Origin of the sequence: Rhodococcus sp. BP-160 (assembly GCF_019836205.1) — a bacterium.
In the GTDB taxonomy this organism is placed as follows: Bacteria; Actinomycetota; Actinomycetes; order Mycobacteriales; family Mycobacteriaceae; genus Rhodococcoides.
Genome location: NZ_JABUEK010000001.1, coordinates 745,409 through 765,867, shown reverse-complemented (window position 1 = coordinate 765,867; position 20,459 = coordinate 745,409). Strand labels below are relative to the sequence as shown.

The 20,459-nt window shown below is 68.4% G+C and carries 19 protein-coding genes; 10 read left to right on the top strand and 9 right to left on the bottom strand.

What is annotated here, in order from left to right; all coding sequences use genetic code 11:
* Nucleotides 1–2: 2 nt before the first annotated feature.
* Complete coding sequence (locus HQ306_RS03555) at nt 3–1,469, bottom strand: dolichyl-phosphate-mannose--protein mannosyltransferase (RefSeq protein WP_222629038.1); 1,467 nt, start codon at nt 1,467–1,469, stop codon at nt 3–5.
* Nucleotides 1,470–1,645: 176 nt separating this feature from the next.
* Between HQ306_RS03555 and rsmI the strand changes: the two genes are divergently transcribed.
* On the top strand, nt 1,646–2,473 hold the full coding sequence (rsmI, locus tag HQ306_RS03550; protein ID WP_308115371.1) for a 16S rRNA (cytidine(1402)-2'-O)-methyltransferase: 828 nt from the start codon (nt 1,646–1,648) through the stop codon (nt 2,471–2,473).
* 16 nt (nt 2,474–2,489) lie between these two features.
* On the opposite strand, the gene HQ306_RS03545 is transcribed toward rsmI, so the two are convergent.
* Nucleotides 2,490–2,918 (bottom strand): SRPBCC family protein, encoded by a 429-nt coding sequence (locus tag HQ306_RS03545; protein ID WP_222627634.1) that lies wholly within the window; start codon nt 2,916–2,918, stop codon nt 2,490–2,492.
* Nucleotides 2,919–2,974: 56 nt separating this feature from the next.
* Nucleotides 2,975–3,970, bottom strand: coding sequence for an alpha/beta hydrolase (locus HQ306_RS03540; protein WP_374197731.1), 996 nt, complete (start codon nt 3,968–3,970; stop codon nt 2,975–2,977).
* Between the two features lie 336 nt (nt 3,971–4,306).
* Here HQ306_RS03540 and HQ306_RS03535 point away from each other — a divergent pair, with 336 nt between their 5' ends.
* Complete coding sequence (locus tag HQ306_RS03535; RefSeq protein WP_222627632.1) at nt 4,307–5,698, top strand: wax ester/triacylglycerol synthase family O-acyltransferase; 1,392 nt, start codon at nt 4,307–4,309, stop codon at nt 5,696–5,698.
* Nucleotides 5,695–6,864, top strand: a complete 1,170-nt coding sequence (locus tag HQ306_RS03530; protein WP_308115372.1) for a low temperature requirement protein A — start codon at nt 5,695–5,697, stop codon at nt 6,862–6,864. Before HQ306_RS03535 ends, HQ306_RS03530 begins: the two co-directional genes overlap by 4 nt.
* Here the strand turns inward: HQ306_RS03530 and metG are convergent.
* Nucleotides 6,843–8,396: a methionine--tRNA ligase gene (gene metG / locus HQ306_RS03525; RefSeq protein ID WP_222627630.1), complete on the bottom strand. Its 1,554-nt coding sequence runs from the start codon at nt 8,394–8,396 to the stop codon at nt 6,843–6,845. The genes HQ306_RS03530 and metG overlap by 22 nt on opposite strands.
* A 21-nt stretch (nt 8,397–8,417) precedes the next feature.
* Here metG and HQ306_RS03520 point away from each other — a divergent pair, with 21 nt between their 5' ends.
* Complete coding sequence (locus tag HQ306_RS03520) at nt 8,418–9,248, top strand: TatD family hydrolase (protein ID WP_222627628.1); 831 nt, start codon at nt 8,418–8,420, stop codon at nt 9,246–9,248.
* Here HQ306_RS03520 and HQ306_RS03515 read toward each other — a convergent pair.
* From HQ306_RS03515 to HQ306_RS03500, 4 genes are all read right to left on the bottom strand, one after another.
* Nucleotides 9,245–9,874, bottom strand: a complete 630-nt coding sequence (locus tag HQ306_RS03515; protein ID WP_222627626.1) for an LppP/LprE family lipoprotein — start codon at nt 9,872–9,874, stop codon at nt 9,245–9,247. The genes HQ306_RS03520 and HQ306_RS03515 overlap by 4 nt on opposite strands.
* A gap of 113 nt (nt 9,875–9,987) precedes the next feature.
* Nucleotides 9,988–10,248, bottom strand: a complete 261-nt coding sequence (locus tag HQ306_RS03510; RefSeq protein ID WP_027504090.1) for a hypothetical protein — start codon at nt 10,246–10,248, stop codon at nt 9,988–9,990.
* 49 nt (nt 10,249–10,297) lie between these two features.
* Nucleotides 10,298–11,065 (bottom strand): amino acid ABC transporter ATP-binding protein, encoded by a 768-nt coding sequence (locus HQ306_RS03505; RefSeq protein ID WP_081821039.1) that lies wholly within the window; start codon nt 11,063–11,065, stop codon nt 10,298–10,300.
* Nucleotides 11,062–12,450, bottom strand: coding sequence for an amino acid ABC transporter substrate-binding protein/permease (locus HQ306_RS03500; protein WP_373425295.1), 1,389 nt, complete (start codon nt 12,448–12,450; stop codon nt 11,062–11,064). Before HQ306_RS03500 ends, HQ306_RS03505 begins: the two co-directional genes overlap by 4 nt.
* 379 nt (nt 12,451–12,829) lie before the next feature.
* On the opposite strand from HQ306_RS03500, the gene HQ306_RS03495 reads away from it, so the two are divergent.
* Together HQ306_RS03495 and rsmA are read left to right on the top strand one after the other, a co-directional pair.
* Nucleotides 12,830–13,957 (top strand): resuscitation-promoting factor, encoded by a 1,128-nt coding sequence (locus tag HQ306_RS03495; RefSeq protein ID WP_222629006.1) that lies wholly within the window; start codon nt 12,830–12,832, stop codon nt 13,955–13,957.
* A gap of 92 nt (nt 13,958–14,049) precedes the next feature.
* A complete protein-coding gene (rsmA, locus tag HQ306_RS03490; protein WP_051613059.1) occupies nt 14,050–14,907 on the top strand; it encodes a 16S rRNA (adenine(1518)-N(6)/adenine(1519)-N(6))-dimethyltransferase RsmA in 858 nt (285 codons plus the stop codon).
* On the opposite strand, the gene HQ306_RS03485 is transcribed toward rsmA, so the two are convergent.
* Nucleotides 14,895–15,893: a YafY family protein gene (locus tag HQ306_RS03485; protein WP_222627624.1), complete on the bottom strand. Its 999-nt coding sequence runs from the start codon at nt 15,891–15,893 to the stop codon at nt 14,895–14,897. The genes rsmA and HQ306_RS03485 overlap by 13 nt on opposite strands.
* A gap of 85 nt (nt 15,894–15,978) precedes the next feature.
* Between HQ306_RS03485 and HQ306_RS03480 the strand changes: the two genes are divergently transcribed.
* The 4 genes from HQ306_RS03480 (at nt 15,979) to HQ306_RS03465 (ending at nt 20,293) form a co-directional block, all read left to right on the top strand.
* Nucleotides 15,979–16,929 carry a 4-(cytidine 5'-diphospho)-2-C-methyl-D-erythritol kinase gene (locus HQ306_RS03480; RefSeq protein ID WP_222627622.1) on the top strand — a complete coding sequence of 317 codons (951 nt, stop codon included), beginning with the start codon at nt 15,979–15,981 and terminating at the stop codon, nt 16,927–16,929.
* Nucleotides 16,929–18,713, top strand: coding sequence for an ABC-F family ATP-binding cassette domain-containing protein (locus HQ306_RS03475; RefSeq protein ID WP_222627620.1), 1,785 nt, complete (start codon nt 16,929–16,931; stop codon nt 18,711–18,713). Before HQ306_RS03480 ends, HQ306_RS03475 begins: the two co-directional genes overlap by 1 nt.
* Before the next feature lie 61 nt (nt 18,714–18,774).
* On the top strand, nt 18,775–19,449 hold the full coding sequence (locus HQ306_RS03470) for a DUF4166 domain-containing protein (RefSeq protein ID WP_027504082.1): 675 nt from the start codon (nt 18,775–18,777) through the stop codon (nt 19,447–19,449).
* Between the two features lie 163 nt (nt 19,450–19,612).
* Nucleotides 19,613–20,293, top strand: a complete 681-nt coding sequence (locus HQ306_RS03465) for a fasciclin domain-containing protein (RefSeq protein WP_222627618.1) — start codon at nt 19,613–19,615, stop codon at nt 20,291–20,293.
* Nucleotides 20,294–20,459: the final 166 nt, after the last annotated feature.

Below are 20,459 nucleotides of genomic sequence, written 5' to 3'. Positions count from 1 at the left end.
GGTCAGCGCCAGCTCGGCAACCAGAGCTGCTGCTGCCACGTCTCCTGACTGATGGGCAGACCCGTGAGGATCGGCCAGAGCCACACGAAGTTGGCGATCACCACGGCGACGTACAGCGAGACCAGCAGCAGACCGAGCGTGCGGCGCTCGCGACCCTGCCCACCGCGGAGTCCTCGCCCGAGGATGTCGCCGAGGACCAGGGTGACGCCCATGACGAGGAAGGGCGCGAGCGCCGCGGCGTAGAAGAAGTACATCTGACGGTCGAGGGTGAGGAACCACGGCAGGATGCCGGCGCCGTAGCCGACGAGCACGGCGGCGTAGCGCCAGTCGCGGCGGGCCACGGTGCTCCACAGCGCCCAGCCGAGCATCGGGAACGCGACCCACCACAGAGCAGGCGTGCCGATGAGCATGACGGCCTTGACGCAGTTGCCGCCCGTCGAACAACCGGTGATCTGCTGCCCGTCGGCGAAGTAGTAGAGCATCGGCCGCAGACCCATCGGCCACGTCCACGGCTTGGACTCCCACGGGTGGCGGTTACCGGCCGAGTTGGTCAGTCCGGCGTGGAAGTCGAGGACGTTGCCGCTGTAGTACCAGAGCGAGCGCAGAGCGGCGGGCACGAACGAGAACGGTCCGCCCGTCCCGATGTCGGTGCCCACGGCGTTCCGGTCGACGCCGGTCTCACTCGCGAACCAGCCGGCGTAGGTGGCCAGATAGACGACGAGCGGAATCGCCACCAGCGCGTACAGCGCGGGTCCGACGTCGCGCACGGCGGTGCCGACCCACGGCCGGGTGACCCCGTACTGGCGACGCGCCGCGACGTCGAAGGCGACGCTGAGCAGTCCGAAGAACGCGACGAAGTAGATGCCCGACCACTTCGTTCCGCACGCCAGACCGAGCAGGAGTCCGCCGCCGAACCGCCACCAGCGGACGCCGAGACGCGGGCCCCACGTGGTCATCTCCATGCGGCCCTCGACGGCGACCCGGTGCAACCGCTCCCGGACGTCGTCCCGGTCGCGGACCAGAGCGCCGAACGCGGCGACGACGAACACCACCATGAAGATGTCGAGCATGCCGACTCGGGACGTCACGAACGTGACGCCGTCCACGATCATGAGGATCCCGGCGATCGCGCCCAGCAGCGTCGACCGCGTCATGCGGCGCACGATGCGGACGACGAGGAGAACGAGGATCACACCGAAGACGGCCGACGACAGCCGCCAACCCCATCCGGTGTAGCCGAACAGTGCCTCGCCGACGGCGATCAGCTGCTTGCCGACGGGCGGGTGGACGACGAGGCCGTAGGCCGGGTTGTCCTCGACGCCGCCGCCGGTGAGAACCTGGTAGCCCTGCGGGGCATAGTGCTTCTCGTCGAACACCGGGGTGCCGGCGTCGGTCGGATAGCCGAGCATCGTGAAGCGGGTGACGGCCGCGAGCACCGTGAGGACCGCGGTGACGATCCATCCGCGCATGCGGTCGGTGGGCCCGAACACTGCGGGCGGGAGAGCCGGGCGCGGCGCGGTGAGGTACTCGTCGGAACCGTCGCGACCGGTGGGGATACGCGCGGTCACGAGGGTCACGATTCGATCGTAGGCTAGATGCCGACGGCGACCGCGGTCGTGACCGACGAGCGAGATGAGGACGACGCGTGCTGGTACTCGGTGCGACACCGATGGGGGACCCCGCAGACGCGTCGCCCCGACTGCGCGACGCACTGGCCACGGCCGACGTCGTCGCGGCGGAGGACACGCGCCGCACGAAGTCCCTGGCCACGGCACTCGGTGTGCAGATCACCGGTCGCGTCGTCAGTTTCTACGACCAGGTCGAGGTCGATCGGGTTCCCCTGTTGCTCGCCGAGATGCGCGAGGGACGGCGGGTCCTGCTGGTCACCGACGCCGGTATGCCCTCCGTGAGCGACCCGGGTTACCGACTGGTCGCCGCGTGCGCCGAGGCGGGGATCGGCGTGACCTGCCTGCCCGGGCCGTCTGCCGTGACCACCGCACTGGCCCTGTCGGGGTTGCCGGTCGAGCGCTTCTGCTTCGACGGGTTCGCCCCTCGCAAGCGTGGTCCCCGGCAGGCGTGGATGCGCACGCTGACGACGGAGAGCCGCGCCGTCGTGTTCTTCGAGGCCCCGCACCGCATCGCGGACTGCCTCGCCGACGCGTCCGAGGTACTCGGCCCCGATCGGCGCGCCGCGGTGTGCCGGGAGTTGACCAAGACCTACGAGGAAGTGAAGCGAGGGACGCTGGGGGAGTTGGCCGCGTGGGCCGCCGACGGCGTGCGCGGCGAGATCACGGTGGTCCTGGCCGGAGCCGAGCCCGTCAGTGCGGATCCCGCCGACCTCGTCGCGCAGGTGGAGGATCTCGTGTCCGCCGGGCTCGGCCTCAAGGACGCGTGCGCACGGGTGGCCACCACGACGGCGGCGGACGTGTCCAAGCGTGCGCTCTACGAAGCGGTGCTGGCCGCGCGCGGCTGACGCCGACGCCGCGACGTCAGCCGACGACCTGCTGGCGCAGTCCGTCGGTCGCCGTCTCGAGCACGGACTTGGTCCCGCGCTTGACGATGAATCCCGGCACGGGGATCTTCGGGTCGAGCGTGATCTCGAACTCGAGGTGGGTGCCCTTGTCGGTCTCGCTGAGGCGGTACTCCGCGTGCTGCGACTTCTGCTGGGTGCTCTCGACGACGTCCCATTCCACCGACATGTCGGACCACGTGAAGCGCAGCACCTGCTCGTCGGTGAATCCCATGACGGCGACGGTCATGTCGGCGAGGACGGGACGACCCTGATCGTCACGCTCGCGCACCGAGACCTTCTTGTGGATCGACGACCAGGCCGGCAGACCCTCGAGGTCCGCGATGACCGCGAGCACGTCGGCCGGTGGTGCCTCGATCTCGACTTCTCTGTTTCCGCTGACAGCCATGGCGTGAATGTAACCGACCGTCCACACCTACAGGGCGGTTTGGGTCGGTGTCGTGATCATGTCCCGGTGCCGGCCAGGGGAACTGTGCCGCGGCGGACCTGCTCGTCGACGAAGACGGCGATCTCCGCGATCGCCCGCGCCGACTCGGGAACGAAGTCCGCGGCGTGGAACACGTGCACCTGGTCCTGCCACACCTGGAGACGGCACTCGATTCCGGCGTCCGCCAGGCGCTCCGCCATCAGTTCCGAGTCGGCGTAGACCATCTCGGTGGATCCGACCTGGATCAGGACCGGCGGGAGGGCGGACAGGTCCGCGTCGACGGGACAGACGCGGGGACCACGCTTGCCGTCCACGACGATGCGGGCCTCGACCTCGTCCGCCAGCTCGGTGAGCGCCGGCACGGCGCCCTTGGGGAAGACCGAGCACAGGGACGCGTTGGGATGCAACATCTTCCGCGTCGGATCGAGATCGGTGAGCGGAGACAGGGCGATGATGCCGCCCGCGGGCGGCAGACCCTGGCTCTGCAGGGCGAGCGCCACCATGAAGGCCAGGTAACCGCCGGCGGAGTCACCGGCGATGAAGATCTGTTCGGGCAGGTACCCCGCGTCGAGCAGGTAGCGGAAGCCGTCGACCCCGTCCTCCACCGCGTGCGAGATGGGGTTGCGCGGCATCATCCGGTAGTCGACCGACAGCACGTCGGCACCGGTGGACTGGGCGATGCGCGAGACGAGCCGACGGTGGCTGTTGAGGCCGCACACCACGAACGCGCCGCCGTGGAGATACAGGATCACGCGATCGCGGTCCGCGCGGCGGGTCGGTCGCTCGGACCTGCCGCCGGCACCGACACGACGCGGGCTGTCCGTGCGGACCCACTCTGCCCGGCATTCGTCGAGCCGCACGGGCGCGACGGTGGTGTCACCCACGGGTGGGAGGAGTCGGCCGGCCTGGTCGACCATCGACATGGGCCACGGCAGGCTGTGGGTCCGGGCCCACACGCCCAGGAAAGGGCGGACCGTGCGGCGCAGGTACGCGGCGAGAAGCTTGGACTGCATGCTGCCGCCCTCGAACTCCTGGCGGTCCACGGCGGTGCCGACGCCGAGGGCGCGTCGCACCCGGCGACTGGCGGACGTGCGTGTCAGCGACGACGGTGCGGTCATCTCGGCCGAGGCGATGCTCATGGGTGGCCCTCCACTTCCTTGCTCGTACTGGGAATCGCACGATAGGGCCGAAACGAAACACTTCTCGAGGAATAGTTGTTGCCGGGGTCACACCGTGACCCCACGTTGTCGCAATAGTTGTGGGTTCGTTACTTCCGGGTAGCACAGTGAACCTGCAGGTGAGCCGCACCGTGACCACGCGGTTCCGCAGTTCGAGAGAGGTCCGCCCCCATGCCCTTCATGCCGGTCACAGAGTCCATGTTCCTACTGGCCGAGACGCGCGAGCACCCCATGCACGTCGGGGGACTGCAGCTGTTCGTGCCCCCGGAGGACGCCGGCGACGACTTCGGGATGCAGCTCTACGAGACGTTCCAGGCCGCCACCGACGTCTACAAACTGTTCCGCAAGCGGCCGGCTCCGCCGGTGAACTTCATGGGCACCGTGCGCTGGATCTACGACGAGGAGCTCGACTTCGAGCATCACGTCCGGCGCATCATGCTGCCGCGGCCGGGCCGCATCCGCGAGCTGCTGCGCTACATCTCCGCCGAGCACAGTGCGCCGCTCGATCGGCATCGCCCGATGTGGGAGCTGCACATCATCGAGGGCCTGGCCGACGGCCGCGTCGCGCTCTACAGCAAGATCCACCACTCGCTGGTCGACGGTGTCTCGGCGCTCAAGTTGTTCGAGCGCACCCTGACCACCGATCCCGAGGCCCGTGACTGCGGCCCGATCTGGGACCCGGCGCTGTTCGAGCGGCCGAAGAAGAAGAGCACCGAGGTCGCGAAGGTCGACGACGGTGGCGTCCTGTCGCTGCTGTCCACGGGCGTCAAGGCGGCCGGTGAGCTCGCCGGGGTCGGACCCGCCGCGGCCCGGATCGGTCTGAACAAGCTGCGCGGCAACGAGATGGTGCTGCCTCTGACCGCACCGCGGACGATGCTCAACGTGCCGATCGGCGGGGCACGCCGCTTCGCCTCGCAGCAGTGGTCCAAGTCGCGGATGAAGGACATCGCGGCAGCGCTGGGGGTCACGTTGAACGACGTGGTGCTGACGATGTGCTCCGGGGCGCTGCGGTCCTATCTCATCGACCGCAACGCACTGCCCGACCAGCCGCTGATCGCGATGGTGCCGGTGTCCATGCGGGAGGCCGGCGCGGACGCGGACGGCGGTAACGCCGTCACCACGGTGCTCTGCAACCTCGGTACCGATCAACCCGATCCGGAACGCCGACTCGCCGCCGTCGTCTCGTCGATGAACGAGTCGAAGGCGATGATGCGCACCCTGTCTCCGCTACAGGCGCTCAGCTACGGCGCGGCCGTGATGGCCCCGCTGCTGCTCACACCGGTGCCGGGCTTCGTGCGCAACACACCGCCTCCGTTCAACGTGATCATCTCGAATGTGCCCGGTCCGACGACCGAGATGTACTGGAACGGTGCGAAACTCGACGGTGTCTATCCGGCGTCGATCGTGCTGGACGGGCAGGCGCTCAACATCACGCTCGCGACCAACGCCGACAACGTCAACTTCGGACTCGTCGGAGATCGGCGTAGCGTGCCGTCGCTGCAGCGCATGCTCACGCATCTCGACACCGCGCTCGAGGAACTCGAGAAGCTGGCCGACGGGTGAGTCTCGCGCTGCGGCCGATGGTTCCGCGGGACCCGAACGAGGAACATCGAGCGGCGAGTTCGCTGGAACTGTTCTTCGACCTGGTCTTCGTCGTCGCGGTGTCGTTCGCCTCCGTGGAACTGGCCCATCTGCTGGAAGAGAACCACATCGCGTCGGGCATCGGTGCCTACGCGATGGTGTTCTTCGCCATCTGGTGGGCGTGGATGAACTTCACGTGGTTCGCCACGTCGTTCGACACCGACGACTGGCTGTACCGCGTCACCACCATCGTGCAGATGGCGGGAGTGCTGATCCTGGCCAGTGGTGTCTCCGACGCCATGATCGACTACGACTTCACCCTGGTGACCATCGGCTATGTCGTGATGCGACTGGCGATGGTGAGTCAGTGGATACGGGCGGGGCTGCGCAACAGCGAGTTCCGCGCCACCGCCGTGCGATACGCGGTGGGCATCACCGTCGTGCAGGTGTTGTGGGTCGCCCGACTCGCGCTTCCCGACAGCCTCGCCGTGCTCGGGTTCGTCGCGCTGGTGGCCGCGGAGCTCGCCGTCCCGGTGCTGGCGGAGCGCGCGGGACGGACGCCGCTGCACGGCGAGCACATCGCCGAGCGCTACGGTCTCTTCACCCTCATCCTGCTCGGTGAGTCGTTGCTGGCCTCGGCGACGGCCATTGTCGGCGGCATCAACGAACACGATCACACGGTCGAACTCGTCGGCCTCGCGATGGCCACGCTCGTCGTCGTCGCCGGCATGTGGTGGCTGTACTTCTCGGTGTCGCAGGAGGATTCGGTCGGGGCGAGACTCGGCCGCTCGCTGAGCTTCGGCTACACGCATTACTTCGTGTTCGCGGCCGCGGGCGCGGTGTCCGCGGGTATCGAGGTGGCTGTCGCGCACATCGAGGGTGACGGAGTGCTGTCGGACCGTCAGTCCTCCGCCGCGATCACGATTCCGGTCGCGGTCTTCGTGCTGGGGTTCTGGATGGTGGCGATGCGCCGCCGGTCGTCACGGCTGGTGAACATCGTGACGCCGATCGGCGGTGTGGCCGTGCTCGCGGCCACGGCCGTACCCGGATCGGCCGTCGTCAGTGCGGCCGTGACGGCCCTGATCCTGCTCGTCGTCGTCGGAACGACGGTCGCCGATCGGTCCGCTCACTCCTCCGGTTCGACGTAGCGGGGGAAGACGCCGGTAGGCTTGGGCAGCGCGATGCCGGGCGTGAGACGCGTTGTCAGCGAGTCGAATTCGCGCTGCGTCACCCCGAGCAGATCGAGCAGCTTCGCTGTGCTGTCGGGCATGAACGGCTGGGTCAGCAGGACGGTCACGCGGAGCACCTCGAGGGTCACGTACAGGACCGTCGCCATGCGGGCCGGATCCGTCTTGCGCAGAACCCACGGTTCCTGCGACGAGAAGTAGCGGTTGGTCTCCGCGAGTACCGACCAGATCGCGTCGAGCGCCAGGTGCATCTCGACGGCGTCCATGTGGCCGCGCACCACGGCGTGAAGGGCATCGACGCGAGCGAGCATCGCCTCGTCGTCGGCGGTGAACTCGCCGGGTGTCGGCACCTGCGCATCGCAGTTCTTGGCCACCATGGACAGGGACCGCTGAGCCAGGTTCCCCAGTTCGTTGGCCAGGTCGGCGTTGATCCTGGTGACGATCGCCTCGTGGCTGTAGCTGCCGTCCTGTCCGAACGACACCTCGCGCAGGAGGAAGAAGCGCAACGAGTCCAGGCCGTACTCCTCGATCAAGGCCGCCGGGCTGACGACGTTGCCCACCGACTTGGACATCTTCTCGCCCTTGTTGGTCAGGAAGCCGTGCGCGAAAACGCGTTTCGGCAATTCGACACCTGCCGACATCAGGAACGCCGGCCAGAACACGGCGTGGAATCGCACGATGTCCTTGCCGATCATGTGGACGTCGGCCGGCCAGAACTTCCGGAACGACTCGCTGTCGGTGTCGGGGTAGCCGACGCCGGTGAGGTAGTTCGTCAACGCGTCGACCCACACGTACATGACGTGGTCGGGATCGCCGGGAACCTGGACACCCCAGTCGAAGGTGGACCGTGAGATCGACAGGTCCTTGAGACCGGACTTCACGAAGCTCGCCACCTCGTTGCGGCGACCCGCCGGGAGAATGAACTCGGGACGCTCCTCGTACAGCGCGAGCAGCTTGTCCTGGTACGCGGACAGCCGGAAGAAGTACGTCGACTCCTCCGTCCACTCCACCGGGGTGCCCGACTCGGTCGCGATGCGGGAACCGTCGTCCTGCAGCGTGGTCTCGCCCTCGGCGTAGTACGCCTCGTCCCGCACCGAGTACCAGCCGCTGTACGAGTCGAGGTAGATGTCGCCGTTGTCGGTCATCTTCTGCCACAGGTCGCGGCTGGCCTCGAGGTGGTCGGCGTCCGTGGTGCGGATGAACCGGTCGAACGTGATCTTCAGCGACTCCTGCATGGCCTGGAACGCGTCCGAGTTCCGACGCGCGAGATCCGCGGTGGAGATGCCCTCCTTCGACGCCGTCTGCGCCATCTTCAGACCATGCTCGTCCGTTCCCGTCAGGAACCGCACGTCGAACCCGTCGAGCCGCTTGAACCGAGCGAGGACATCGGTGGAGATGTACTCGTACGCGTGGCCGATGTGGGGATCACCGTTCGGGTAGGCGATAGCGGTCGTGATGTAGAACGCAGGCTTGGTCGAACCGGTCTCAGTCATGGTGCGCCTACTCTATCTTTCGTGCCGAGAGACCGTCCCGCCCCCGACTTGCCCACTCCGCTCGCACCGCTCGTGGACGCGCACACGCACCTCGACGCGTGCGGGGCCACCGATGCAGCGTCGGTCGCGGCGATCCTCGATCGCTCCGCATCGGTGGGCGTCGGACGCGTCGTCACCGTCGCGGACGACCTGGACGCGGCCCGTTTCGCTGTCGCTGCGGCGCACTGGGATTCCCGCGTGTACGCCGCCACCGCGATCCATCCGACGCGCGCGAATGTGCTCACCGACGAGGTGAAGGCCGAGATCGAGCGTCTCGCCCGCGACCCGCGCACGGTGGCGGTGGGGGAGACCGGTCTCGACTACTACTGGCCGGGGAAGCTCGACGGCTGCGCCGCGGTGGAGGAGCAGGTCGAGGGCTTCCGCTGGCACATCGATCTGGCGAAGCGCGTCGGCAAGCCGCTCATGATCCACAACCGCGACGCGGACCACGACGTTCTCGCGGTGCTCCTCGACGAGGGCGCGCCGGAGACGGTGATCTTCCACTGCTTCTCGTCGGGTCCCGAGATGGCGCAGGTGTGTGTCGACGCCGGCTACGTGCTCAGCTTCTCCGGGACGGTGAGCTTCAAGAATTCCCACGAGTTGCGGGAAGCGGCCCAGGTGGTGCCGGACGGGCAGTACCTGCTCGAGACCGATGCGCCGTTCCTGACACCGCACCCGTTCCGCGGTGCTCCGAACGAGCCGTATTGCCTGCCCTACACGGCCCGTGCGCTGGCCGAGGCAACCGGCCGAACTGCTGATGACGTCGCGGCGTCGGCGACCGCCACGGCCGAGCGGGTCTACCGGCTGGTCTAGTTCGGGGGCGGGAACTCGCCGTACGGGGTGATGGTGTTCCCGGTGAGGTCGAACTCGACGAACGAGGTGTTCGACGGGCAGCAGTTCGCGTCGTCGGGGTTCAACCAGCGGTAGCGCACCGTGACCGTGCTGTCGGTCGCACCCACCACCGAGGTGTAGCTGTACGCATCCGACGTGGCGGTTCCCAGATACGTCCCGGCGTTGGTGAAGAACAGGACGTGCGACTGGACGGTCCCGTTCTGAATGCCGACGCCCGTCGCCCGTGCCCATTCGAGCGTCGGGCATCCGTCGGCGCTGGTGCCGGGAGTGTGGTCGTCGATGACGAACACCCCGCCTTGGGAGTCGGTACCCAGGTTCGCCACGGCGGTGCGCACATTCAGCGAGTTCGGGTCCACGCACGGCACGACCTGCGCCGGTGCGGGTGCGGGCACGGTGACCGTCTCGGTCTGCGTCTCCACCCTCGTCTCCGGCGCGGGTGCCGGTGCGGGGGCCGGAGCGGACGACGAGGGTGCCGGGTCGTCGGCGGGGAGCGCCGTCCCGGTCGTACCGGCGGAACCGCACGACACGGCGGCGGCGGCGCAGGCCGCCACGGCGAGAACGGCCATCGAACGCGGGAGAGTGGTCACCGAGCCTCCAGGGTGTCCGTACCGAGCGTTCTGCTCGGCGGTCGAAGGGTGTGTCGGCGACCACCACCCGATCGTTACCGATGCTCAGGTCACGATCGGGTCGCGGCGACGGATCAGTCGTCGTCTCCGTACGTCTCCACCAGTCGATCGAACTCGGCACGGTCGATCACGCTGGGCTCGTTGATGGCCAGAGCCTGCGCGTACTTGCCCGCGAGGTGGTAGTCGCGGCCCAGGGGACCGCGCTCACCGTCCTCGTCGTCGTCCTGCGTGCTCGCTCCGGGCGGCACCTCGTTCTGCAGACCGTTCGTCTGCGCACCCAACCGAGCGTCGATCTTCGCCGTGATCTTCTGCATGATCTCTTGGTCGTCGCTCACTGTCGTGCCTCTCGTCGGTGTAGCGGCTTCTCGGTGCGGGGCCCGCGTCTCACAGGACCTTGTCGAGGAAGTCCTTCGTTCGCTCGTGCTGCGGGTTGCCGAACAGGTCGTCCGGCGAACCCTCCTCGACGATGTACCCCTCCGCCATGAAGATCACACGGTCGGACACCTCGCGGGCGAAGCCCATCTCGTGCGTGACGACGACCATCGTCATGCCGCCCTTCGCCAGATCGCGGAGGACCTGCAGGACCTCGCCGACCATCTCGGGGTCCAGCGCACTCGTGGCCTCGTCGAACAGCATGATGTCCGGGTCCATCGCCAGTGCACGTGCGATGGCGACGCGCTGCTTCTGCCCACCGGACAACTGCGCCGGCTTCGCGTTCTCCTTGTCGGCGAGGCCCACCTGGGCCAGCAGACGAACGGCGTTCTCGCGCGCCTTCGACTTGTCCGACTTCTTCGTCTCCACGGGCGCGAGCATCACGTTCTCGATGACGCTCATGTGGGGGAAGAGGTTGAAGTGCTGGAACACCATGCCGATGTGCTGGCGCACGGAGTCGAGGTTCACCTTCGGATCGGTCAGGTCGAAACCGTCGACCACGACCGTGCCGCCCGTGATGTCCTCGAGCTTGTTGAGGCACCGGAGGAAGGTGCTCTTGCCGGAACCGGACGGGCCGATGACACACACCACCTCGCCCGAGTGGACGTCGACGTCGAGGCCCTTGAGTACCTCGAGATCGCCGAACGACTTCTTCAGTCCGATGGCGCGGATCTTGACCTCGGCCGCAGCGGCGTCGGGCGCGGTGGTCTCGGTGCTCACTTGTTGATCCTCTTCTCGAGACGGTTCGACAGCATCGTCAACGCCATGATGATGACGAAGTACATGACGCCGATGATCAGCCACATGTTGAAGGACTGGAAGTTGCGGGCGATGATGATCCGCCCCGACTGGGTGAGTTCGGCGAGGCCGATCACCGACAGGATCGAGGTGTCCTTCAGCGTGATGACGAACTGATTGATGTACGACGGGATCATCGTCCGGATCGCCTGTGGCATCACGACCTTGCGCATGGACGTCAGGTAGCTGATACCGAGACTGCGCGAGGCCTCCATCTGGCCCTTGTCCACCGACAGGATGCCGCCGCGGACGATCTCCGCCATGTACGCACCGGCGTTGAGCGACAGCGTGATGATGCCGGCGGTGAACGCCGACATCTGGAAGCTGAGCGCGGCGGGAATGCCGAAGTAGATGAAGAAGGCCTGCACCAGCAGTGGCGTGCCGCGGAAGATGGCCACGTAGGTGGCGCCGATCCCGCGCAGCCACGCCTTCGTCGACACCCGGAAGAGTCCGAAGACGGCGCCGAGGATCAGCGCCAGCACGATGGAGATGACCGTCAGGACGATGGTGAGCCAGAGACCCTTCAGTAGTTCCTTGTACTCGCTCTTGATCAGTCCGGGGATCGAGTTGTCCGTCTCGTCCGCCGCGGCGCCGATGTAGGTACCGAGGATCTCGTCGTACTGGCCGGACGACCGCAGGTTGGCCAGTCCGGTGTCGAATGCGGCGAGCAGCTCGGGGTTCGCGCCCTTGTTCACGGCGAACCCGTAGTTGCTCGGCGATTCCTTCTCCGTGACCGTCTTCAGACCGTTCCCCTGGGTGATGCCGTACTGCAGCACCGGGTAGTCGTCGAACACGGCGACCGAGTTCCCGGTGCGCACCTCGTCGTACATGCTCGCGGAGTCGGCGAAGTACCGCGTCGTGAAGCCGTACTGCGCCTTGATGCTCTCCGCGAAGTCGGCGCCCTCGGTGCCGTTCTTGACCGCGACCTGCTGCCCGGAGAGATCGTCGTACGAGGTGATCGACGAGTTCTCGAGCACGGCCATCTGCACGCCGGACTCGAAGTAGGGCTCGGAGAAGTCGAACACGGCCTCGCGTGCCGGCGTGATCGTCATGCCGGCGATGACGCCGTCGGCCTGGTTCGCCTGCACTGCCTGCAACGCCGCGTCGAACCCGAGGGGCCGGATGTCGACCTGGAAACCCTGGTCCTCCGCGATCGCTCGGATCAGGTCCATGTCGATGCCGACGAACTGGCCGTCGGAGTTCTGGAACTCGAACGGCGCGAAGGTCACGTCGGTGGCGATGGCGAACGTGCGACCCTCCACCGGGCTCGGGGGCGCCGGCTGGGCCTGCGCTGCGGGTGCGAGCACCAACGCGACGAGTGCCACGACGGCGGTGATCGGCGGGAGGCGGCGCAGTCGGTGCCACCGTCCGCGTTCGGATCGCGGTGGGGAGGTCGGATTCACGAAGAGCCTTCCGTTCTGGTGCAGGTGAACAGTCGGCTCGGACCCTATCGGCCGGGGGGCTCGCGACGACCCTTACCGGAAGGTAGGAACGGTCGACGGGCTGCTCGAGGCCGTGAAGTTGCCGAACCTGTGCCCGCTCGTTACCGTATCGTGATCGTATGACCCCGATGCGAGCCTCTCGGCCTCGTGATCGTCTCGACCCGGCAAGGAAATCGAAGTTGCGTTATTCGTCCGTGATGTCCGTTCGACCAGTCGTGTCCACCGGGGCGGGAGCGCGGTGACGATGTCGCACGTCGCCAGACTCAACTCCGCCCGGTCCCGCCTGCTGTACGTCGTGGTGGCCGCGCTTCTCGCCACACTCGTCGTGGGAGCGAGCGTCGCCGTGGCCCGCCACAAGACCGTCACGATCGACGTCGACGGGCAGCAGGTCCAGCTCTCCACGATGACCACCGACGTCCGCAGCGCCCTCGAGGCCGCCGGATATCAGCCCACCGAGCGGGACGAGGTCGCGCCCGCCGCGGACGCGACCCTCGCCGACGGAGAGACCGTCACACTCAAGCGGGCCCGCGAGGTGACTCTCACCGTGGACGGTGCGCCGACGACGGTGTGGACCACCGCCTCCACCGTCGCCGAGGCCAAGGATCAGTTGGGCATCGCTCCCGACGTCCACATCGACGAGTCGGAGTCCGACCCGCTGCCGCTCGACGGTGCCTCCGTCAACGTCGTGCTGCCGAAGTCCGTGACCCTCGCCGACGGGGCCGCGTCGCCCGCACCGATGCGGCTCGCCGCACCCACCGTCGGCGAGTTCCTCGCCGCGGCCGGTGCGCCTCTCGAACAGAACGACACGGTCGCCCCCGCGGCGGACGAGCCGCTCGTCGAGGGCGCCGTGGTCACGGTGACCCGCGATCGGACGGAGACCGTCAGCGTCACCGAACCCGTCGTCGCGCCGGATCAGCGCATCGAGGACCCGACGATGAACATGAGCAAGACGATCGAGGAGTCCGCCGGCGCTCCGGGCGAGCAGAACGCGACCTACTCGGTGAACAAGGTCAACGGTGTCGAGGTCTCCCGCACGCTCGTGAAGGCCGACGTCACGACACCGCCGGTCGCCAAGACCGTGCGCGTCGGTGCCAAGCCCGGCACCGAGGTGCCACCGGTCGAGAACGGTGCCGTCTGGGACGCCCTCGCGCAGTGCGAGGCCACCGGGAACTGGGCCATCAACACGGGCAACGGCTTCTTCGGCGGCGTGCAGTTCGACCAGAACACCTGGGAGCGGCAGGGCGGGCTCAAGTACGCGGCGCGCGCCGACCTGGCCACCCGCGAGGAGCAGATCGCGATCGCGTCGCAGACCCAGCGCACCCAGGGCTGGGGCGCCTGGCCCTCCTGCACCAGCAGGCTCGGGCTGCGCTGACATACGCTCCACCCGTGTCCGAACCTCCCGTCTCCCCGCCGACGTCCGATTCGCCGGCGTCCGATTCCGCAGCCGGTCCGGCACGCGTCCGCCTGCTGGGGCCCGCGGAGGTGCGCACCCTCGCAGCCGAGCTGGGCGTCCGGCCCACCAAGACCCTCGGCCAGAACTTCGTCCACGACGCGAACACGGTGCGGCGCATCGTGACCGCGGCCGGAGTCGGTCCGGACGACACGGTGCTCGAGGTGGGGCCGGGACTCGGATCGCTGACCCTGGCGTTGCTCGACGTCGTGCACGACGTGGTCGCCGTCGAGATCGACCCCGTACTGGCGCAGCGTCTTCCGCAGACCGTCGCCGAGCGCGCCGAGTCGCGAGTCGACCGGTTGGCGGTGGTCGGTGCGGACGCCCTGCGCGTGCGCCGCGACGAGATTCCCGGCGCGCCGACAGCACTGGTCGCCAACCTCCCGTACAACGTGGCGGTGCCGGTGCTGCTGCACCTGCTCGCCCTGATCCCCACCCTGCGCACCGCGCTGGTGATGGTGCAGTCGGAGGTGGCGGACCGGCTGGCGGCTCCTCCCGGCAGCAAGACCTACGGGGTGCCGAGTGTGAAGGCCGCGTACTTCGGCGACGTCCGCCGCGCGGGCGCCGTGGGCCGTTCGGTGTTCTGGCCGGTGCCTCAGGTGGAGTCGGGTCTGGTGCGCGTCGATCGGCACGAGAATCCGCAGTGGCCGATGGACGAGACGTTCCGCCGCACTCTGTTCGCCGTCGTGGACGCGGCATTCGCGCAGCGGCGCAAGACGTTACGTGCGGCTCTGGCGGGGTGGGCCGGATCGGCGGCCATGGCGGAGACGCGGCTCGTCGAGGCGGGGATCGACCCGTCGGCGCGCGGGGAGACGCTCGACGCCGCCGCGTTCGTCCGACTGGCGCAGACCACCGGTGGTCACGAGTCCTGACGCGGGCGGTGCTCGTCGCGGGCACGGGCGTATCGGGCGGCGACACGGTCGAGTCGCCGTGATTCGACCTGGCAGGCGTCGATCAACTCTTGTGGGCCGCACACCGTGAAGTCCACGTCGAAGGCGGCGAGCCACCGCGCCATCGACGGGTAGGTGTCCGCGGTGATCGAGACCTCGCACCGCTCGTCGTCGAGCCGGGCGAGGGTGCCCCACTGCGGATCGACGCGGTCCTCGATCCGTTCGAACGGCACGTGCAGCACGACCCGTCCGCGGGCGGCCGAGAACGCCTGATCGATGCCCCTCGACACGAACTCCGCGGCGCCGCCCTCGGGCAGGGCCCGAGGAGTGAAGCGAGGCCCCGTCGGCACCTTCGGATCGAGGCGGTCGACGCGGAACGACCGCCAGTCCTCACGGGCGAGGTCCCAGCCCACGAGGTACCACCGCAACCCCGACCGCACGAGCCGGTACGGCTCCACCTCACGCCGCATGGTGTCCCCGCCGTGGGTGCGGTAGTCGAACCGCAGGCGTTCGTGGTTCTGGCACACGGTCGCCAGTGCCGTCAGTACCGACGCGTCGACGCTCGACTGCACCGGACGTGACTGCACGACGTCGATCTCCAGTGCGTCGAGTCGGTGACGCAACCGTGACGGCATCACCTGCCGCAGCTTGGTGAGGGCACCGATCGACGACTCCGCGGTGCCGGTGACGGACGCGGACGCGCCGCTCTGCAGTCCGAGCGCCACGGCGATCACCTCGTCGTCCGTCAGCAGCAGGGGTGGCATCTCCGCGCCGGCACCCAGCCGATACCCGCCGCCGACGCCGACCGTTCCGTCCACCGGATAGCCCAGTGACCGCAGCCGGTCGACGTCACGGCGCACGGTGCGCGGGGTGATCTGGAGCCGTTCGGCCAGATCGGCCCCGGACCAGTCGCGCCGGGTCTGCAGCAACGACAGCAGAGCCAGCAGTCGAGCGGACGTCTCGCGCATGTCGTCATGATGCACCCGGCAGCGGACAGTTCGGGTCCTCGATCCGGTTCGGTACTCGGGCGCACGCCGACTACAGTGGTGAGACGTGCTCACAGTCGTTCCGCGGCCGGTCTCCGTCCGCGCTCCCGCCAAGGTCAATCTGCACCTTGCCGTGGGTGACCTGCGCCCCGACGGCTACCACGAACTCACCACCGTCTTCCACGCGCTCTCCCTCGTCGACGACGTCTCCGTCGTGGCCGCGGAGACACTGTCCGTCAGCGTGTACGGGGACGATGCGGGCATCGTTCCCACCGACCACACCAACCTGGCGTGGAAGGCGGCCGAACTCGTCGCCGCCGATGCCGGTCGTCGGCCGGCCGTCGCCATCAGCATCGACAAGGGCATTCCCGTCGCGGGGGGCATGGCCGGGGGCAGCGCCGACGCGGCCGCGACCGTCGTCGCGCTGGACGCGCTCTGGAACCTCGGCCTGTCCCGCGAGAAGATCATGGACTTCGCGGCGCAGCTCGGTAGCGACGTCCCGTTCTCCGTCGCCGGTGGCACGGCCGTCGGCACGGGTCGCGGCGAGAAGCTGCTGCCGGTGCTCTCACGCAACTCCTTCCACTGGGTGCTCGCTCTCGCGAAGGGCGGTCTCTCGACTCCCGCGGTCTACCGCGAACTCGACCGGCTGCGCGAACGGGGAGCGCCGCCGCGCCTCGGCGCACCCGACGAGCTGATGCAGGCCCTGGCGTCGGGCGATCCGGCGCGGGTCGGGCCGCTCCTGGGCAACGACCTCCAGGCCGCGGCGCTGTCCCTCGAACCAGGCCTTCGCCGCACCCTGCGCGCCGGCACCGAGGCGGGTGCCATCGCCGGCATCGTCTCCGGGTCCGGACCCACCTGCGCCTTCCTCTGTGCCTCCGCCGACCACGCGGTCGAGGTCGGCGCGGAACTGTCCGGCGCCGGCGTCTGCCGCACGGTACGTGTGGCACGTGGACCGGTGAGCGGAGCGCGAGTGCGCACCGAACGCGACCAGAACGACACGAACCGGGGACAACACTGATGGCCAACCTGATCAACCTGGAGCAGGTCTCCAAATCCTTCGGCGTGAAGCCGCTCCTCGACGGCGTCTCGCTCGGTGTCCAGGAGAACGAGCGCATCGGCGTCGTGGGCCTGAACGGCAACGGCAAGACCACCATGCTCGAGGTGCTCGCGGGCGTCGAGCAGCCCGACTCGGGCCGGGTGAGTCGCGTGGGCGGCCTCCGGATAGCCGTCGTGACGCAGCGTGGTGTCCTGCCGCCCGGGTCCACCATCGGGGACATCGTCCTCGCGCCGCTCGGTGTCGCCGAGCACGAGTGGGCCGGTGACGCCCGGATCCGCAGCGTTCTGGACGGCATCGGCATCACCGGTCTCGGGCTCGACGCACCGGTCGAGCAGTTGTCGGGCGGTGAGCGCCGACGCACGGCGCTCGCCGCCGCACTGGTGCAGGACCTCGACCTGCTCGTGCTCGACGAGCCGACCAACCATCTCGACGTCGAGGGCGTCCAGTGGCTCGCGGAGCATCTGGTGAACCGGCGGTCCGCACTGGTCGTCGTCACCCACGATCGGTGGTTCCTCGACACCGTCGCCACCCGCACCTGGGAAGTGGTGAACGGTCAGGTCGAGACGTACGAGGGCGGCTACGCCGACTGGATCTTCGCTCGCGCGGAGCGCTCTCGCCAGGCCGATGCCGCGGAGGATCGTCGCCGCAACCTCGCCCGCAAGGAGCTGGCCTGGCTGCGCCGCGGCCCGCCCGCTCGTACCTCGAAGCCGCGCTACCGCATCGAGGCCGCCGAGGCCCTCATCTCGGACGTGCCGCCGCCGCGCGACTCGGTCGCGTTGTCGAAGTTCGCGCAGACCCGGCTGGGCCGCATCGTCATCGAGCTCGAGGACGCCACGCTGGCGACCCCGGACGGTCGCGTACTGGTGGAGGACTTCACGTGGCGCCTCGCGCCGGGGGAGCGCATCGGTCTCGTCGGTGTCAACGGCTCCGGCAAGACGACGTTGCTCCGCACCATCGCCGGCGAGCTCGAACCCGCCAAGGGCCGCCGCATCGAGGGCAAGACGGTGCGCATCGGCTGGCTCCGCCAGGAACTCGACGACCTGCCCGTCGGGATGCGCGTGCTCGAGGCGGTCCAGGACGTCGCGGAACGAATCCAGTTGGGTGACAGGGAGATCTCTGCCGGACAGCTCGCCGAGCGGCTGGGCTTCACGCCTGCACGGCAGCGCACGCCCGTCGGTGACCTGTCCGGTGGCGAGCGCCGTCGACTGCAGCTGACACGCGTGCTGATGTCCGAGCCGAACGTCCTGCTCCTCGACGAGCCGACCAACGACCTCGACATCGACACGCTGCAGCAGCTCGAGGATCTGCTCGACGGCTGGGCCGGCACCATGATCGTCATCAGTCACGACCGGTACCTCATCGAGCGCGTCTGCGACTCGACGTGGGCTCTGTTCGGCGACGGCAAGCTCACCAACCTGCCGGGTGGCATCGAGGAGTACCTGCGGCGTCGCGCGCGAATCGCCGCAGCCGACGACGCGGCTCCGGGAATGACGTCGGGCGGGGGAGCGAAGCCGGCCGCGGCCAAGGGCGGTGCCGACGAGCGCGCCGCTCGCAAGGAACTCTCGAAGCTCGAGCGCTCCCTGGTCAAGCTCGACGATCGGGTGCGCGCACTGCACGTCTCGCTGGCCGAGGCGGCGACGGACCCGGCGACGTTGCAGTCGCTGAACGCCGAGTTGCTCACCGTCGTCGCGGAGAAGGACTCCGTCGAGGAGCGCTGGATGGAGCTGGCCGAGGAACTGGGCTGACACGGTCTACCCTCGCGTTCAGGCGGTCGATCGGCGACCGCGTTCTGCGCGAGGAGTGACGATGACATCCGTCGTGTCCGAGGTCATGGGCTCGGAGTTCGAGAAGCTTCACCCGAAGGTGCAGTGGCGCTTCGGTTTCGGTGCGGACGATCATGTGGCGCAGTTCGGCACCGGTGTCATGGAGACCATCACGCACTCTCCGCTGCTGCCGCCGCCGGCCCTGTGGCTCGGTGGCAAGCGGCGGATGGTCCCCTCCGACTCGGGCGAGAACATCCCCTTCACCATTGCCAACTACGCGTACACGGACGAGCTGGGCAGGCCCACGCTGGCGTTCGTCCGGCGGTTCCAGTTCCCCGGCCACGAGGTGGCACTCGACTCGGTGATGGTCGTGGGATCGCGCGGCGCACTCGACTACATCGGTGCCGGCCCCGACATGGTGGTGCACACCCAGTGCTCCGCGGACGCCGACGGTGGCCTGCGGCTCGACAGCGGTCTGCCCCGGTTCCTCGCTCCGCGTGGGTCGATCAAGCCGCCGGGTCTCCTGTCGGCGGAGACCATCGGCCGCGAGTGGTGGGACGAGGAGCAGCAGCGCCACCGCATCGACATCGAGGTGCGTGGCCGCACGCTCGGGCGGTTGTTCCGCTACACCGGATGGTTCACGGCCACACAGGAAACCTGCCTTCCGACCGATCTGCCCGCCGAATTGGGGCCGGGGCGTACCGATCCCAGGGAGTGATCCCTGGTCGGACCCCGAAGTGACTGATGGGGAATTTTTCTCACAACCGTCACCAATCCCCCATGGGACCCGGATCCGAATGGTGGATGACACAACCGACAGCGGCCGGTGATCATCACCGGCGGTGAGCGGCTATCAGATCCGTACAAGAAGGGTTCTCGCCATGAGCGTCACCAAGAGCAAGAGTGCAGTAGCAGTCGGCTTCGCAGCAGTTGCACTCCTCGGACTGTCCGCATGTTCGTCCGACGACAGCAGCAGCACCACCGAGACCACCGCGAGCAGCAGCATGGAGTCGATGACCTCGTCGGCCATGTCCTCCTCCACCGCGATGAACTCGAGTGCCGATCCGGCCTCCAACCTCGTCGGCTCGGGCTGCGCCGCCTACGCCGAGCAGGTCCCGGACGGTGCGGGCTCCGTGAGCGGAATGGCTGCCGATCCGGTCGCCGTCGCCGCCTCCAACAACCCGATCCTCACCACCCTGACCGCAGCGGTCTCCGGTGGCCTGAACCCGGGCGTCAACCTGGTCGACACGCTGAACGGCTCCGAGTTCACCGTCATCGCCCCGACCGACGACGCGTTCGCGAAGATCGACCCGGCCACCATCGAGACGCTGAAGACCGATTCCGCGCTGCTCACCAAGATCCTCACCTACCACGTGATCCCCGGCCAGATCGCTCCCGACGCGATCACCGGCGAGCAGACCTCGGTCGAGGGCCAGGCAGTCAACGTCACCGGTGAGGGCGACACGCTGAAGTTCAACGACTCGAACCTGGTCTGCGGTGGCGTCAAGACCGCCAACGCGACCGTCTACCTGGTCGACTCGGTCATGATGCCCCCCGCCTGATCCTTTTCCACAGGGATCATGAGGACGAACACTCTCTTCGCGGCGGTCGTCCCCCGACTGTGTCCGTCGTGAAGTAGTACGAGGCGACCCGAGATTCTTCTCGGGTCGCCTTCGTGCGTCACGGGGACGGATGACGACAGCACGAGAATGGCCCCCGGCGATGCCG